A 15,992-nucleotide genomic window follows, 5' to 3' on the forward strand; every position below is an offset into this window, starting at 1 on the left:
TTATTTCAAGAGCATTTGCTATATAGTAGCGATTAACATGGCAATGCGCATAAAACAGTTTCCCGATAACAACAGAGCATAGTTAATCATCAATTTTAATGACCGCTGATGGCAATCGCGAATGGCAGCTGTTGGCCGTTAACGAGCATTGACAGCCCAACCAACTATTGCACATAACAAGCTACCGAGTTCATCAACGATCCAACCCTGTTTTGCACAAAACAGCGCGATTAAAAAACATGAATCGTTCTGATTTCGAACCCCAGAATGCAAATAGCCGAAGTTTAAAGTTTCGTTCTGCTCAATCCAAAGCAAATACAAATATCGAAATGAATAGTTTTAATAGTAAAAGTAAATTAAATAATATCGCTGGCATTGTTGCAAAAATGTACCAGTCACCGGGGTTCCATGCATAAGCAAACCCTGACACACCTACAATAGGGTTCCAGGACAGCGTACTTGTAAAGCGTTCCCCGATTTTATATTCTGTATGCCCTGTATTAACTTTTTGATAGTCCCCATTATCAAACTTAACAGTCGCAAACCAGGAAGATGAACGTCCTTTCGATTCGAATGCAGACAAGACGATACCGCCTTGCGGTTTTGCATACGTTGGCCCTTTTAAGTATATCTGATACTCACCATACCCAACCACAAAAGCTATCGTAGCTATTAAAACTAACCGAATTACTTTTTTCACTGCATTCTCCTTTTTACTCTCGGAAAATTGGCCCGATACCTTCTCATTTTGAAAATAGCCGAATTAAATGGCAAAAGTACATTGCACAGACACCGACTAACCATTAGTTAAAACAGCCACCGCCAGACCCCGATTGAACTCGTCACCGTAAACCCCAATTGCTGCGTATTCTGATTAATTTGAACACTGATTCTGGAAGAACTTGAACACTTAAAACCTAACGCATCGGTGGACGTGAATTTTTACTCCAAGTGTTCAACTTGGGTCAAGGAATTCATTTTTTTTCGCATCGATTCTCCTTGTAAATTGATCCGGTGGGCATTGTGCATTAGTCGATCTAAAATAGCGTCGGCCAAGGTATTATCACCAATCGCTTGATACCATTGGTCAGTCGGTAATTGGCTGATAATGACGGTTGCCGACTGCTCATAGCGATCATCCATTATTTCCATCAAGTCATTTCGAGTCGCGTCATTTAAAGGTTCAAGCCCCCAATCATCAATAATCAGCACATCCAGACTGGCGATGGCTTTTAGCAATTTACTGTAGCTGCCGTCGGCCTTGGCCTGTGTCAATGCGAGGATCAGACGTGACAGTCGGTAATAGCGAACACTGAAACCTTTCAGGCAGGCTTGATGGCCGAGTGCGCAAGCGATATAAGTTTTGCCCGTGCCGCAGGGCCCAGTTAGCAACAGGTTCTGGGCTTTTTTGAGCCAGTCACACATCAGTAGTGATGCCATTTGTGACTGTTGCAAGCCTCTGGTGGGTCGATAATCAATGTCTTTGGCATAGGCTTTGAGTTTGAATTGGGCGGCGCGTGTCAAGCGGTCCTGTTTGCGCTGATTACGCGCCAGGTCTTCGTGATCGACTAATAATTGCAGGCGTTCGGCAAAGGCTAAGCCTTCATAGGTGCCCGGTTGATCCAGTTGGGTTTGCAGTGCAGAAGCCATACCGTTCAGTTTTAATTGGCAGAGTTGGCCGAGGGTGGTTTCAAGCATGATAATGTCCTGTATTGAGATGTTAAAAAATAATGAGCAGGCAGGGCATCCTGTAAACCCTACTTGCTCAACGCTTGAGGCGCTAGGGATTAGTGGAAACTCTTTGCGCCACGAATGTTTAGATGGTCTTGAGGTAATAACGAAAGGTGTACCGATGATGTCTCCGGCAACTTGTCCCGGTTGCTTTGCAAAATGGCTTTGACGTTTTTCAATTTGAACAGCGCTTCTTTATTGGCGATCGCACAGGCTTTATTGAGGCGCTCGGAGGCATAGCTACGATTCAGGCTCAATAACCCCAGACAAACGCGGTAAGCCTGCTCTGGATGCTCTCTACGCTGTAATTGGCCCTGCACCCACACCCGCACCTCAGGTCCTATCGCTTGCGCCCAGTTCATTAACCGTTCTGGCGTCCATTGCTGATGCTGGGCATGCTGTTCCGGCATGTGCCCTGGCTCGGTGGTCATGCCGGGATAATATTTCCGGACATGGGTGGCGATACGTTTGTGGTGAAAATAGACTTCGATCAGTTTGTCACCGGCATGGAGCTCAACCGGTTCGCCTACGCAGTGATGCGGCACCGAATAGAGATGTTGGTCATAACTCAGGTGGTAATCGAGGCTGACCCGGGCGGTTTTGATGTCCGTGTACTGATAGGCGTACTGGGGTAACGGCGACAGGGCCGGTTGATCCAGCGTTTCAAACCATTGCTGACGACTGCCGGGCATTTGCTTGAAGGGTTTTTGATTGAGCTCGGTCAATAAGGCGCTGATACAGTGATTTAACTCTGCCAACGAGAAGAAGGTGTGATGGCGCAGTTTCGCCATGATCCAGCGTTCGACCAGGAGAACACCGGCCTCGGCCTTCGCCTTGTCTTTTGGTTTATAGGGCCTGGCAGGCATCACCGCGACAGAATAATGGGCCGCTAACTGTTGATAACTGGGGTTCAATTCGGGGTCGTAACGACAGGCTTTAGTCACCCCGCTTTTTAAATTATCGGGGACCAGCATCACTGGCGTGCCACCGAAAAACTCGAAGGCCCGTACATGACTGCCTAACCAATCCGGCAGACTTTGGCTCCAGGTCGCTTCGGCAAAGGTGTAGTTGGAGGCCCCCAACACCGCCACAAAGATCTGCGCGGTACGTATTTCGCCGCTCGCGGCACAGACCACGGACATTGTGGGGCCCGCATAATCGATAAATAACTTGTCACCGACACGATGGGTTTGGCGCATGGAACGTTTTTGTTTCTTCCGCCAATCGGCATAACGGGCGCAGAACTGCGAGTAGCTGTAGCAACGATTCGGATACTGCTGGCCATACTCTTCCCAGAGCAATTGTTGGGTCACGCCTTTTTTCTTCAACTCCAGATGAACGTCTGTCCATACCGGTTCCTGGAATTTGGCTGAAGGCTGGGCGTCCGAGCGGGGATAAAATTTCAGGGCTAAAGCTTGATCATCCCAATCTTCCGGTAGCGGCCAGATGATGTTCAGTTGTTCGGCCTGCTTTAAGATAGTTTGAACGCTGCCAACACTGATTTTGGTACTGGCACTGATTTTCCGGATACTTAATCCGGCGCTGTAGCTGAGTCTAAGTACTTCTCGTAATTTTCGCATGGCTGTTCTCTTGGCTGACATTATCTTCTCCACAAAAGGTGGAAAGGATAATCTGATTAGATAAACAATGCGTTAGGTGGGATTCTGGCAACTTGAACAGTCATTCTGGCATGCTGAACACCGATTCTGGAAAAGCCAGAAAAGTGTTCAGCTTCAAACCAGAATCAGTGTTCAAATTAACGCAGAATAGGTGTTCAGATTGGATCAGAATGGGTGTTCAGGTTGGGTCAGAATATGCAATAACGAATTCCATGAAATTTGCAGGAACATTACTAATTCGCGCTGATATTCCACAGCAATCGCATGGATCGAATGTCAGATACGAACCTTTCGGGCTCTGTTCAGTTACTGTCGCCAAACTCCATGCAGGGACTTGCCAAAACGCGTTTGAAACATCTTTTGTCGTCCTCACTCTTTTTCCCTTGTAATCACGTTTCAACTTTGGATGTGGCATAGTTTTAATAGGCATTTTCCCTCCAACTCAGATACGCATCGGCATCACAAGGTACCAAAACAGAGAATCACTTTGACCCTCAATAAAACAGACGCTGGCATTTTCGGCAACCGTCATCTTGACGTCTTTGCCATCTATATTATTCACAGCATCGAGCATGTATTTTGCGTTGAAGGCTATTGAAATAGGATCGCCGTGATAATCGACAACCAAGTCTTCCTCTGCTTCATCAGCTTCTGGGTTATCGGTACTTATCTTCAACGAAGCACTTTTTATATCAAAGCTCACTCCTTTGTATTTTTCGTTGGAAAGTACCTCAACCCGCTTTATCGAGTCTTTTAACAACCCGCGATCTACGATTATCGGATTCAAAAACAATTGATTCACTATGCGATCAAAATTCGGAAACTTATCAGCCACCAACTTAGAAGAAAAAACAACGTTTTTATATAAAGCCTCAAGGGTGTTTCTCGAAACTCTAATTTCTACATCTTCTTCCAATCCATCAAGTAAACAACTTAATTCTTGAACCGCCTTTTTGGGCACTATGATGTTTGCGTTAAGCCCTGTTGACCCAATATCTTCCTTGTACACAGCCAAGCGATTACCATCGGATGCTACCAGCTTGAGCATGGAGTCATTGATAGTCATTTCTATCCCGTTTAAGTAATTCCTCTCACTGTTGATCGCCATGCAAAAAGCCGTTTTATCAAGGCCGTCTTTCAATTTCTCTGCTTTGACATTGAAGCAGGTCTCTGCTTCGGTGTGAGTGAATTCGGGAAAATCATCAGCCGGTAGCGTGTTCAGTAAATAAATACAACTGCCTGACGACAGATTGATCTTGTCCCCTTCCAAATCAAAATTGATATCGCAACCGGTAGGTAACAGCCTGCAAATATCTAATACCTTTCGTGCATCTAAAGTTATATTGCCTTCTACACGGATATCGTTCAGGTTCAATTGAATGACGATCTTAACTTCAAGATCTGTAGCCGTGATAACCAATTTGCTATCACGACATTGGAGAAGTACATTCGAAAGGATCGTACAGGCCTGCCTTTTATCAATGATGCGAGCTATTTGTTGCAGTGGACCTACTATCTGCTCCCGGTTTACGGAGAATTTCATCGGCTTTTCCTTTTGTTCAAAAGACGGTTTAGTCCATTGTATTCGTCCGGAAAATAATGCAAGCCCATTTCAGTCCTTTTTCGCCAAGTTATGTAATTCACTGACCACGCAGCCAGAAACCGAAAAACCATCCACCCATTCGTCTTTTAAATGGCATTCGAATACGCTTTCGTGCGGCTTATGAATCAGACGATCCAACAGCAAATACACGATATTTCCCTGCTTGTCTTTCTTAAAATCCAGCGCCTTAGCTTCAATGGCAGACGAACTGCCTCGAAACTGAATTACTAGATCGCGGCTTGCTTCGTTTAGGCTGATGTTTTTAACTACGCGATTGTTGGTCATATTTTAATTTTAATATTCGAAATGAGTCAGTTGGAAAGACGCGCTTTTTCGACCTCTTTCGTAGTTTTTGATTCTTTTTTCAAGCCGCAAGCTTTTTCAAAGCGTCAATTCGTTCCTTTAGCTCAGGGATTGAATTTAAAAAACGGTACACGAACGCATCAAAATGCACGAAATCTTCTTTGTCGCTTTGCTCGCCATAATCCAGGCCTGCTTCATTGGCCAGGGTTTTCCATTTGATCAACTGACCCATGTACTCATCTATCGAGCCTTTCAGGTGCAGGAAATAGCAGGACACTTCGCTTTTTTGCTGAGGCCGGATCAAACGATAGATCGCCTGAAACTCAGCCCTTGATTTAAACGATCTGTTGAACAAAATCACGCTGTTGAGCATCGGTAGATTCAACCCGTCCTGAGTAACACCGAAACTGGCTAGCATGACTTGATCGCTTCCGTTACGGATTCTCTGGTTGAGTTTTTCCGTTCGTTTAGCGATGGTGTCTTCCCCTGTAAAAACAAGATTGCTGATGTTCATTTTGTTCAGTTCTGCCGATAATCGCCTTAATACCACAGGATTTTTCGCAAATACGATGGGTCGCAAGCCCTTGTCAATTTCTTGCTTGATCAGGTTGATACAAGCTATTTCTTTACTGGTAAGGGATTGAAAGCCTTTGCCATAGCCGGATACTGTGCTTGGCACGTTGGCGGCTTTGAAACACGCTTCCAATCTGGCTAAAATCATCGTCAGACTCAAACCCTTGCCTTCTTCACCCCGTTGTTTGGCATGTTGCCTGTACCAGTTAGCAAACTCCTCTGCTGTTTTTACATAAAGCAGCAAATGATCGATTTCCCAATCGACGTTGATCGGATCGCACAGCGTGGGTATCGGAAAAGTCACATAGCGACTGACGGCAGGCTCTTGTTGAACCCGGCGCTTTATGATGGGCGCCACCCATGCCCGGTAATCCTGGAGGAAGGCTTGCTTGATCTTCGGCACCTCACGCTTGGCCCCTCGCTCATGACTGTTCAGGAATTCGTTGGTAGCCCATTCCAGGGTAACGTAACGACGCGTAAATTCATCCCTACCGGTGGGTTGGAATTCGGCACTATTGAACAACCGTTTTTCAATGAAACCGCCATTCATCGAATAAGGTTGGTAAAACCGTTCTTGACCGGCGACAAAGGCCGCCAAATTTTGCATTTCCCGAGGGTAATTGGGACAGGGCGTGCCATCAAGGATGTATTTGCGTTTGGCGCCTAAACACCATAATGCCCTGCTTTGCTGGGAAAAATGGTTAGCCAGCAAACCGCCTTCGTCGCATAGCACGTTTTTGATTTTCTTCCGCAGAAACTTAGCCAAGGTCAGCTTGGGCGTTCTCGGGTCGATCGCCCTTTTCAAACGCTCATAACTGACAATATTCACTTTGCCCAAATGCTCGGTGTCCGCCTTGGATTTCACTACTTTGAAATCCGTAATCCCCAATAGATTAAGCTCGTTGACCATTTCCGATACCAGCCGGGATTTCAAAACGATCAGCGATTTTCCATTCAGAAGCAGTGCCAATGAAATTGCCAAACGAGATTTTCCCAAGGCCATCTGCCAACCACAAATAGCCCCATGGGGCTTGAATGCTAACTCGCAAAGGTCTTCTATCTGATAGTCCCAAGTCAGCCATTGATCGATCCCCAGTTGCGCCGCTTTCGTCTTTAATCTGCCTATTTCCTTGGGATACATTCTCTCGATGGGCGGGTAGATTTCTTCCCAATACCCAGCATCCACAACCGTCTTGTCCGGCTCGAACAACCCAAAAAACGTGTCATGATCACAGGCAAATTCCCCGCGTCTTGTTTGGACAACGAACCCTTTATCCACACGTTTCGCGGTAACCGTCTCATTTTTTGATACAACCGCGCCTTTCTGCGCCAGGTTGATCAAGGCCATCTTATTCGCAGTCGCTTTAAATTCCGGTGTGCCTTTCCGGAAAACCATGCGTCCGAATGGAACCCCCATTGTTTTGTTTTCAACCATGATCGCTTTAAGACTCTCGATCAATTGCCTGGTGATAACCGGTTCGCCACCGGCTGACCGGATGATTTCGCATACCGAATTTAATGCCCTAAAAGGCTCTTCCTGCATGCTAATTACATCCAGATTTAATTGAAACTGACCGGCATAACGGGTTTTCGCTGGATACTTATGCAGGTGATTGGAAAAGAGCCGTGCTCGATAGATCGCGTTCTTGACGCGGCCTTCCGTGGCGCCATCGGAAAATTCCAGTTTGATCCAGCGGCCCGATTTTTTAAGGATAACTGCCTTGTTGTCGGTCACTGCTGTCGTAATGACTGGTTTTGTTGGTTCAACACCTATGACGCGAATGGGATTCCGGCTGCGTCCCAAATCATCGACAGACCGACAACTCAATTGATAAAGCGAGGGGGGTACCGAACCTGCTTTGATTGCGCCGGTTTTAATGCGGATATGTTCCGGTGCATTGGCAGCCGGACCTTGAAGACGTTTACCGAATATCATCAATACCGTGTTAACGGAGTCGACCTTTTCTTCTTTGAATGTGTTGACCGGCAGATCAAATACCGCTCGTAATCTTGCCGTCATGTCAGGCGATTGTTTGACAACCGTCTGAACGCTTGCGGGGAGGACGGCCGCCACAATATCGCAATGACACAACGCTTGCGCCAAGGCGTATTCATGAGACACAGCCGACGTGTCAGGCCCGTATTTACCGTAATGGGTTACGCCTGGATAAGCCTTTAAAAACGGGCTCGCCAGCGGGATCGAAAAGGGCGGATTAATGAGCGCTGCACTAAATTTGTCCATTTCGACCGCCTCCATCCCCCCTCGAACAAAATCGAACATGTACCCCTTTCCATCAAGGATTTCAGCGACCATTTCGACCAACTGACCATCGACATCCAGGCCGCATAAATGAAATCGCTCGGGATCGGCATAGCGGAACATGCCGGCACTGCCAACGCTGTTGTCCAGTAGCCGATAACTCCCGTCGCTAATGAATGCGGACGATAGCGCTTGCCAGATAAACCCAACCAGCCAATCGGGACTAAAAAACTGAGAGAGTGTCTCCTTGCGCTTGTCATGCAAGGCGGCGAGTGAACGGGCTTTTGAAGCCGCGCGGCCTCTTGACTGAATCTGATCGAGTTCTAAAGGTAGGTAGCGCGTTAGCATTATGCGGCCTCCTGCAAACCCGTCTTTTCGATGATTCGATGTGCCGCTTCTGCTTCTCCGTTGAGCATCAAGAACGCCACCAAAGCATTGAATGCCTGAATGCTGAATCGATACTCGTGCTTCTCTTTGAAACAAACTATTTCAAGATGACCGCCTTTGCCAAACGCTGACCGTGAGGAGATTTTTGCACGCGACCAATTGAGCTCGTTGATAGCCGAAATATACTCGCTGATTGCAACGCCAAATGACACTCCGGATTCGTTCTCAATGATACTAAAGGCATCCTTCAAGGCCACTAGCTCGTCTATTTTCGAATAGGCGTCGTGGTAATTAACTGACCAGGTTTGACAAATGATGCGTCCGGCTTTTTTGTAAGGCTCGTAATAATGACGCTCGCACTTCAGGTTCAGACGATCGATGATTTTATTTGCCAGTATGTTCAGCCCTTTTTCTTCAAGGCCGCCTACTTGTTCATTTATTGAACTCACTATTGCATCAAATTGCACCTCAGCCAAATACAATCCAATTAGCGCTTTATCAGCATCCAGATCATCATCAGTAGGCGACCAAAACTGTTCGACAAAGGATTCTCGGCGATTCCGATTCGTGATGACTTTGTACCAATCAGAATTCAAAGACACCTTCGCAGGAGTTCCCTTGGCATGCTGGGCACTCAAATTACTGCAAATTTTGAAAAGATAGTTTTCCGCAACGGATTCAAAACATTCACCAATATAAAGCCTGGATTCTTTAACGGAAATACCTAAATCGGATAAAAATTTCGCATGCTTGATTAACTCGTGTCGCGATTCGACCATTTCGAGCAGGCGTGATTGAATCGTCGATTTGATTGATTCAGAAATCATAGTCATTTCAGGTTCCTGTTAGTGTGTTGGAAACACGTTAAAACAGGTTGCCGGGAATGCAAGTCTCAAAAAATCACTTTCGGCAGTCTCGGATCGTTTTTATCGACCACGAAATTACCGAATTTTCTTTTTTTTCTTTAATGACTTCACGCTCGATTCGATGCAGCACCGCTTCGTAATCCACACCAGGACCGCTGAGATCGACCAACAGCTTGTCACCATCGCTAACTTGGGCCAGCATCAAACGATTCATGCAGGCTGAGATGATTTTTTCAGAAGCCTGATCCTGGTCCCATTGTTGATTAGTGAGTCGTGCATAATCTGTTCTGAGCGGATTAAACAAATCCTTGAGTTCGTAATCACTAATACCCGCATGCTGGTAGTAATGCGTGAGCGCATTAATTACGCAGTCAACCATGTCATGAAACGGGATATGGTTGACGTAACAGCCCGAATACAAAGCCATAGCAAAACGAACGTTGTCTGTGTGAGAAAATTCCGGATCTGGAACATTTATTTGCTTTGCAGCCAGCCAAAGCAGGCGGCCTATATCCGTTGGTTTGTAAAGGTGGCTGGTTTGAGATGACGCATTGTTCGAGGGCATTGAAAATTCTCCTGGTTGGTTAGGAATGATCCTACTAGGAGAATGGGGGTTTCATCGGGGTGAAAGACGCGCTTTTTCGGCCTCTTTTGTTTTTTCGGTTCAGATGTTGATTTGCAGTTCTTTGGACTCTCCACCAAAACACTTTGGGGGAATCCGGATTATAGGCACTTCGATTATGCCAATTAACCTGCAATTATCAGTCTGTAAAGCAAAAAATTTTGATTGAAATAGTACGTTGTACCCTGCAGTTTTATATCTATTTTGAGACCTGACGATTTTGTCTTGCTGGTTAAAAAAGGTTAAAGAATGGTTAAAGAATGGTTAGGCAAAAATATGAAAACCTCTGTAGCCTTTGTCAGACGTGGAATTGAACGCTATCGGACAGACCAAAAAAGTCGCTCAAGTTACGATAGTTTGGTCGCCCAAGTTACGAGTCAGGCACATTCTTGGTCGCCCAAATTACGATAGTGGGTCGCCCAAGTTACGATAAATTTTTAAATTTCGTCGCCCAAGTTACGATAGTGGGTCGGTCATGTTACGATAGTTTTTGGGGTCAAGTCGCTCAAGTTACGATAGTTTTGGGGGTCAAGTCGCCCAAGTTACGATAGCTTCGGTCGCTCAAGTTACGATAGCGTCGCCCAAGTTACGATAGTTTTTAGGCTTGATCGCTTGCTCTTTGAACGCTTAGCTTCCCATCCTCAATTTTCCAGGACTTCAAAAATCCGACCTCCTCAAGGCTCACCAACGCTTTTTTTATTTTTTCCGTTGCATGTTTCTTTTCGCTCATAGTTAATCCAGCGCCGTGTACGATTGTTTCAATTTTGATATCGTAGGGTTTTTTGTGGCTCGCCAAATAAGCATGCAACCAGGTCGCAATTCCCAAAGGAAGCGAAAGTCTTTGTTGCCATTCAGTTAGCGTATAGAAGCTGCCATCAAACAGATGCTTCATTTCCCGTTCTATCCAAACGCGCCAATTGGACCCATCCCCTGATTTTTCGTACTTTCGGATAATGGATACTCCACAAGCTTTTCCTAAGCGCTCTGATTCGATAACAACATTCGTAGCAGACATCCGGTTGAGCGAATCCTCAAGCTTCTTGTAATAGAAGGCCGTAGTTCCCCAACCTAATGACTTTAGAATCGAATAGGCGCTGAATTCAATGATATCTTCTAGAGGTTTGTCTTTGGCCATATGTAAAATCTGCAACCAAACCGTCTCATCGTCTTGCCGTAATTCTTCGCCCGTATACCTGATGCGGCCGGTTCCAATTAGAGCAATATCCGCATTTTTCAAATAAGTCCTTTCCTTGTTTTTATTCCGCGCATTGAATAGCGCTGACCTGACAATCTCATTCGGCGCTGCTCTGCTCGCATCACTCCACTGTGGCAATGTTGCCTCTTTCTTGCTTTCCGCTAATTCTTGAAGCTTTTTTACTTTCTCATTAATTTTTTCCACGTATCACCTACCGTATTAAGTTGCAACCATACGGCCATCCTAAGTGCCATCTAAAAAATTCATCGAGGTGAAAGACGCGCTAAAAACGCCCCTTTTGATTTGATTTACGGAATCCGCCTTAAATCTGGCAATGTTGAACAGACACCCAACAAAAAATCCCTACTCATAAAAAACCACCGGCCGTTTTACAAAAAAATTGTGATGACTTTTCACCCGGTAAGATTTGACTGACGCCTCAATCGGCAGGGTTAAAAGAAGGATAAAATAAGGTTAAAAGGATAAGGGCGAAAAAAACACTGTTTAATGAATATTATTCAAGTACTTACAAAATTAACCCGCGACCTATACCTACCGAATAGTGCTGTATTAAGGGCAATTTTTACCAACCTGCGACATATTCCTACCTATGCCGCGACCTAAACCTACCGAAAAAAAGACGACACGCGACCTATACCTACCGAAAAAACTGCGAACCGCGACCTATACCTACCGACTCACTTGTGATTTTTTAGTTAAAAACCAGTGAAAAAATCATGCCGCGACCTAAACCTACCGAAAATTGCTTTAACCCGCGACCTATACCTACCGTCTGTCATACATTTTCTATGATTAACTCGTTTGTTTGCTGCTCTTACGGTGGTGAGGGGTAAAAGACGCGCTAAAAACGCCCCTTTTGATTTTTTTTGGCCTCATTTCTTAATAACCATAGGCAATATTCAAGTTTCAAACAAAAGGCGTGCTAAAAATGGCGTCTTTCGAATTTCACAGCCAGCCGGTATCGTGCATAATGTTCATACCGTCTTCCCAGAATGTGCTTTCAGAGTGCATTGTGGAAAGACGGAATTTTTGTAGTTCTCTAAGAGAGCTCAAAAGCAAGTGCCCATTCAGCACTCAAAATAAAGAACCTGTTAAGCGCCTTCGGCGTGATTTTTACCTTTACCCACCGGGGAAACACTTCTCCCGGTATGGGCGCTGGTGTTTCCCCTTTTTTTCTTGAATTAGGAGAAACGCCATGAATGTAAAAAAATTCCCTATCGGCCAAACTTTCGCCATTGCCGCACCTGCAGCGATGACTGTTGACGGCTTTGAAGATGCTTCGCATCCTTCAATTCCGGCAAGAAAGGATTACGTGTTCAGAAATGAACACCTCAGGGATATCTTGGCGTACATCGCCAACCCTGTTGGCGACGCGTTGTATTTGACCGGTCCTACCGGTTCCGGAAAAACATCATTGATCTCCCAAGTTGCTGCCCGTTTGAACTGGCCAGTTCAACAAGTCACCTGTCATGGTCGTCTTGAGCTGAACGATTTGATCGGTCAATTCATGCTGGTTAACGGCTCTATGTCTTTTATCCATGGGCCTTTGGCTCAGGCCGTCCGAGACGGACATCTGTTGATCTTGAATGAGATCGATTTGATGGATCCCTCTGAACTGTCTGGTTTGAACGATATTATCGAAGGGCAACCTTTGGTCATTCCTCAAAACGGTGGCGAAATCATAAAGAATCACCCGAAATTTCGTTTGATTGCTACCGGCAACTCCGCTGGTCAAGGCGATCAATCCGGACTTTATCAAGGTGTCATGCAGCAAAACCTCGCTTTCCTCGATCGATTCAGATTAATGGAAGTGGGTTACCCAGAAGCATCTATCGAGCAATCCATTCTCAAGTCGGTTTTAACCGGAATGGGTGTCCCTTTCGATTCCGTCATGGAAAACTTGACGGAAAAGATGATTAAAGTCGCCAATGAAATTCGTCGACTTTTTGTAGGTTCTACTGATGGTGCGGGTGAATTGAGTATCACCATGTCAACCCGGACGTTGGTACGCTGGACACACTTGATGATTGCTTATAAGCGTGCTCCCAATGCGCTGGCGTATTCGTTGGATCGTGCGCTCACCTTGCGTGCAGAGCCTGCTCAGCGCGAAGCCATTCACAGGATTGCCAAAGATGTATTTGGTGATACCTGGGGAGATGATGCGTAATGTTAGATTACGATCTTTATCGCTTCACTAATCCGGATCGTTCAACCAAAGATTGGGCTGTTCGTGATAACGGTGATGGTACCTATACTTCTCGTTGGGGCAAAACGGGTACCCGGCTTCAGGCCAAGACCTTCGCTAAAAATAGGCTTTCCATGAATGAGCATATCAAATCAAAGGTCTCAAAAGGGTACAAGTCCATTGGCCAGGTATTGATTGATGACGACGGTACAATTTCGTCAGCATCGTCCAAACCACTTGACCAGGACTCGTCTCCAACCGAAGAGTCTTGTCTATTTTGGCGCCTAAAGATCAAACAGACAGATCTTTCAGACACTCAAGCCATTGGGACATTTCATGCAAATGTTTTGGCAATGAGCAGTGCAATTACCGACTGCTTTGGTCCTTCTGTCTGGATTAAAGACTTCCTGCACGCCATGCTTAATGGCCATTTGTCTAATGCAGGAAAGCTATTCAAAGAACAAGGTGTCGCTTCATTATTGCTTTTTATGGCTATGATGAAAGTTGCGCCCAAACAAGTTAGCATTCATTTATCCCATGATGATGGTGTTGACATCAGTAACAAGATAAAGCTCGAATCCAAAGCGTTGTCAATATTCGATACCGATTTGGAAAGTGTCCGACCTGTTGCTGAATCACTCGGTCTTCTTGAGAAGCGCATCGATTTATCGCTTGTCTCATCTTCTCAGGACGATTTTTACTTTTAACTTGTAACTTTTGCTTATCCCTAAAGGGGCAGTCTATCGCCCCATTGGGTCGTGTGCTGCCCCATATTTATTCATTTTTTGGAGGTAGTTATGTCACACAAGGCAGAAATGATTTTGGACCAAATCGATGTCGTTAAACTCGACATTAATCTTTGGACCAGCTCAAAAAAATTAAGACCTGAGGATCTTGTGTTAGCCGATGGTTCCAAACTTCCGCCGGAAGATTTGGCTTATCTCGGTACCAAAAAGACCATTGATCCCGACAAGCTGAAAGAATTCAACCGCATCAAAAAGGAAGCGGAAAGAATTTGCCTTCAGTCAGGTACGCGTTTCATCGGCGGCTTTGCTAATCCACGGGATGAAATTCCTCGAATTACTCAAGAGCTGGATGAGTTGTCTAAAGAGTTTAGCAAAGCCCGTGACCAGCTTCTGTCCACGTACCATCAGGACACCGAAGAATGGATCGCGCGTCATGCTGAATTTGGTGACGCAATTCGTCGTGCCATTGAGCCAGTTGATTCCGTTGCGGCAAAGTTGCGGTTCGATTACGTTGTCTTTCGCGTAACCGTTCCTCAATCCGAGGTGGTTTTGCCGGATTCAACGCCGGCAGCTGTCGAGTCTCTGACGCGTCGCACCTATTCCATGAGCGACCAGCTTTTCCATGAAATTGCTCAGGAAGCCAGTCAACTTATCGATCGATCTTTCGTCGGTAAGGACACGGTGACCGGCCGCTCCCTCAATGCTTTTCGGAGAATGCGGGATAAGTTGGACAGCCTCGGTTTTCTTGATCATCGGTGTATGCCGGTTGTCGATAGAATCGATGTTGTATTGGATGCCTTGCCCAAACAAGGCCCGTATAACGGCAGTCCTTTTAACAGCCTGTTTCACCTGGGTTTGCTGCTGTCCGATCCGGACAAGATCAAACGTCATGGCAGTGGTTTGTTGCAAATGGAGTCAATCTCGGTTTCAGATGCAATGGCTATGACCGGATCTGATGGAGAAGATGACGATGCAGTAATGCCCGACTCATCCCTTACTGACGTTGTCAATGAAGTGCCTGTCGAAGCACCCGTTGCCGTAACATCCGCTGTTACTTCCGAAGAAGATAATGATCTTCCCGGTTTTGACGACTTCCTCTCTAACTACCATCCCTCAAAGGATGTATTTGATAGCGCACCTTCTGTCGAAGTTGCTCAAGATGTTCTGAATCCGGCTCCTGAAGCAAGCACCTTTATGGCTTCTGTCAAAGAAACTGTAAAAGTTGCCTCTGAAACCGCTTCAACATCATCAGTTCCTGTTCTCATTGAGGACGGGCCTGAAACGCCATCTGCTCCAAAAGTAGTTGAAGATTTCTGGTTCTAATTTTTCTTCCCTGGCGGACGCAATTCATTCCGCATGGGATGTTTGCCTCCGCCTCCATTTCTCTTTTTTGGAGGCCCTATGGCTAATAATTATTCTCAAGCAACGGTTTCACCGGTTCTTCCTGTAGCTCTTGTTACTGATTTTGAAATAGTGCTGCTCAACGCGTATGGATTTCATTTCGAAACACACGTATCCAACGGTGAGCGCTCGTACTATTTCTACGTTTCTGACGGCGAAAGCGATGAACTCGATCATTTTGACCTTGATTTGATCGAAGAGTATGCCAAGCAAGACGATGAACTCGCCCTTGATTTACGGCAATACATTCTCGAAAACGGGGATTGTGACATTGACCAACACATTTCATTTAATTACAGCTGGCCTTCATTGTTCCAGCGCATCCTTAACAAATCGGGAGTAACTATTCAGACCCCCAGACCACTGGAGGCAATTTTGGAATCGGCCGTCCGGTCCGCTGATGATCAATGACGACAGCCAAATAAAGCCAAGGGGATTGTTGTCTTTTACGGCAGGTTTCGATCACGCTGATTAAAATGG

Annotated in this window: 13 protein-coding genes; 4 read left to right on the plus strand and 9 right to left on the minus strand. The window is 45.7% G+C overall.

Features of this window, described 5'->3' with window-relative positions:
* Positions 1-301: 301 nt before the first annotated feature.
* The 9 genes from Q7V32_RS10460 to trfA all read right to left on the minus strand — a co-directional run bounded on the left by Q7V32_RS10460 (position 302) and on the right by trfA (position 11,363).
* Positions 302-700 carry a hypothetical protein gene (locus Q7V32_RS10460; protein WP_304896922.1) on the minus strand — a complete coding sequence of 133 codons (399 nt, stop codon included), beginning with the start codon at positions 698-700 and terminating at the stop codon, positions 302-304.
* Positions 701-942: 242 nt separating this feature from the next.
* Positions 943-1,698: an IS21-like element helper ATPase IstB gene (istB, locus tag Q7V32_RS10465; RefSeq protein WP_370691454.1), complete on the minus strand. Its 756-nt coding sequence runs from the start codon at positions 1,696-1,698 to the stop codon at positions 943-945.
* 89 nt (positions 1,699-1,787) lie between these two features.
* The gene (gene istA, locus Q7V32_RS10470) at positions 1,788-3,332 is read right to left on the minus strand and encodes an IS21 family transposase (protein ID WP_304896923.1); all 1,545 of its coding nucleotides are present in this window, start codon (positions 3,330-3,332) and stop codon (positions 1,788-1,790) included.
* Positions 3,333-3,792: 460 nt separating this feature from the next.
* Positions 3,793-4,893: a DNA polymerase III subunit beta gene (gene dnaN / locus Q7V32_RS10475; protein ID WP_304896924.1), complete on the minus strand. Its 1,101-nt coding sequence runs from the start codon at positions 4,891-4,893 to the stop codon at positions 3,793-3,795.
* 69 nt (positions 4,894-4,962) lie between these two features.
* The gene (locus Q7V32_RS10480) at positions 4,963-5,238 is read right to left on the minus strand and encodes a hypothetical protein (RefSeq protein WP_304896925.1); all 276 of its coding nucleotides are present in this window, start codon (positions 5,236-5,238) and stop codon (positions 4,963-4,965) included.
* A 79-nt stretch (positions 5,239-5,317) separates the two neighbouring features.
* Entirely contained in the window at positions 5,318-8,437 is a 3,120-nt protein-coding gene (locus tag Q7V32_RS10485) for an SNF2-related protein (protein ID WP_304896926.1), read from the minus strand.
* Complete coding sequence (locus tag Q7V32_RS10490; protein WP_304896927.1) at positions 8,437-9,309, minus strand: hypothetical protein; 873 nt, start codon at positions 9,307-9,309, stop codon at positions 8,437-8,439. Before Q7V32_RS10490 ends, Q7V32_RS10485 begins: the two co-directional genes overlap by 1 nt.
* A 67-nt stretch (positions 9,310-9,376) precedes the next feature.
* On the minus strand, positions 9,377-9,907 hold the full coding sequence (locus Q7V32_RS10495) for a hypothetical protein (protein WP_304896928.1): 531 nt from the start codon (positions 9,905-9,907) through the stop codon (positions 9,377-9,379).
* 655 nt (positions 9,908-10,562) lie between these two features.
* On the minus strand, positions 10,563-11,363 hold the full coding sequence (gene trfA / locus Q7V32_RS10500; RefSeq protein WP_304896929.1) for a plasmid replication initiator TrfA: 801 nt from the start codon (positions 11,361-11,363) through the stop codon (positions 10,563-10,565).
* A 1,012-nt stretch (positions 11,364-12,375) separates the two neighbouring features.
* On the opposite strand from trfA, the gene Q7V32_RS10505 reads away from it, so the two are divergent.
* From Q7V32_RS10505 to Q7V32_RS10520, 4 genes are all read left to right on the plus strand, one after another.
* Positions 12,376-13,347 carry an AAA family ATPase gene (locus Q7V32_RS10505; RefSeq protein WP_304896930.1) on the plus strand — a complete coding sequence of 324 codons (972 nt, stop codon included), beginning with the start codon at positions 12,376-12,378 and terminating at the stop codon, positions 13,345-13,347.
* Entirely contained in the window at positions 13,347-14,072 is a 726-nt protein-coding gene (locus tag Q7V32_RS10510; RefSeq protein WP_304896931.1) for a hypothetical protein, read from the plus strand. The genes Q7V32_RS10505 and Q7V32_RS10510 overlap by 1 nt, the downstream gene beginning before the upstream one ends.
* Positions 14,073-14,162: 90 nt before the next feature.
* A complete protein-coding gene (locus Q7V32_RS10515; RefSeq protein WP_304896932.1) occupies positions 14,163-15,434 on the plus strand; it encodes a DUF3150 domain-containing protein in 1,272 nt (423 codons plus the stop codon).
* Between the two features lie 78 nt (positions 15,435-15,512).
* The gene (locus Q7V32_RS10520; protein ID WP_304896934.1) at positions 15,513-15,923 is read left to right on the plus strand and encodes a hypothetical protein; all 411 of its coding nucleotides are present in this window, start codon (positions 15,513-15,515) and stop codon (positions 15,921-15,923) included.
* The last annotated feature ends 69 nt before the right edge of the window (positions 15,924-15,992 follow it).

Source organism: Methylicorpusculum sp., from assembly GCF_030651835.1.
Taxonomy (GTDB): Bacteria; Pseudomonadota; Gammaproteobacteria; order Methylococcales; family Methylomonadaceae; genus Methylicorpusculum.

What these genes read in the sequence shown, in the direction of transcription:
- istB (WP_370691454.1), bottom strand. Translation starts at nt 1,698, where the DNA reads ATGCTTGAAACCACCCTCGGCCAACTCTGCCAATTAAAACTGAACGGT.
- istA (WP_304896923.1), bottom strand. Translation starts at nt 3,332, where the DNA reads ATGTCAGCCAAGAGAACAGCCATGCGAAAATTACGAGAAGTACTTAGA.
- dnaN (WP_304896924.1), bottom strand. Translation starts at nt 4,893, where the DNA reads ATGAAATTCTCCGTAAACCGGGAGCAGATAGTAGGTCCACTGCAACAA.
- Q7V32_RS10480 (WP_304896925.1), bottom strand. Translation starts at nt 5,238, where the DNA reads ATGACCAACAATCGCGTAGTTAAAAACATCAGCCTAAACGAAGCAAGC.
- Q7V32_RS10485 (WP_304896926.1), bottom strand. Translation starts at nt 8,437, where the DNA reads ATGCTAACGCGCTACCTACCTTTAGAACTCGATCAGATTCAGTCAAGA.
- Q7V32_RS10490 (WP_304896927.1), bottom strand. Translation starts at nt 9,309, where the DNA reads ATGACTATGATTTCTGAATCAATCAAATCGACGATTCAATCACGCCTG.
- Q7V32_RS10495 (WP_304896928.1), bottom strand. Translation starts at nt 9,907, where the DNA reads ATGCCCTCGAACAATGCGTCATCTCAAACCAGCCACCTTTACAAACCA.
- Q7V32_RS10505 (WP_304896930.1), top strand. Translation starts at nt 12,376, where the DNA reads ATGAATGTAAAAAAATTCCCTATCGGCCAAACTTTCGCCATTGCCGCA.
- Q7V32_RS10510 (WP_304896931.1), top strand. Translation starts at nt 13,347, where the DNA reads ATGTTAGATTACGATCTTTATCGCTTCACTAATCCGGATCGTTCAACC.
- Q7V32_RS10515 (WP_304896932.1), top strand. Translation starts at nt 14,163, where the DNA reads ATGTCACACAAGGCAGAAATGATTTTGGACCAAATCGATGTCGTTAAA.
- Q7V32_RS10520 (WP_304896934.1), top strand. Translation starts at nt 15,513, where the DNA reads ATGGCTAATAATTATTCTCAAGCAACGGTTTCACCGGTTCTTCCTGTA.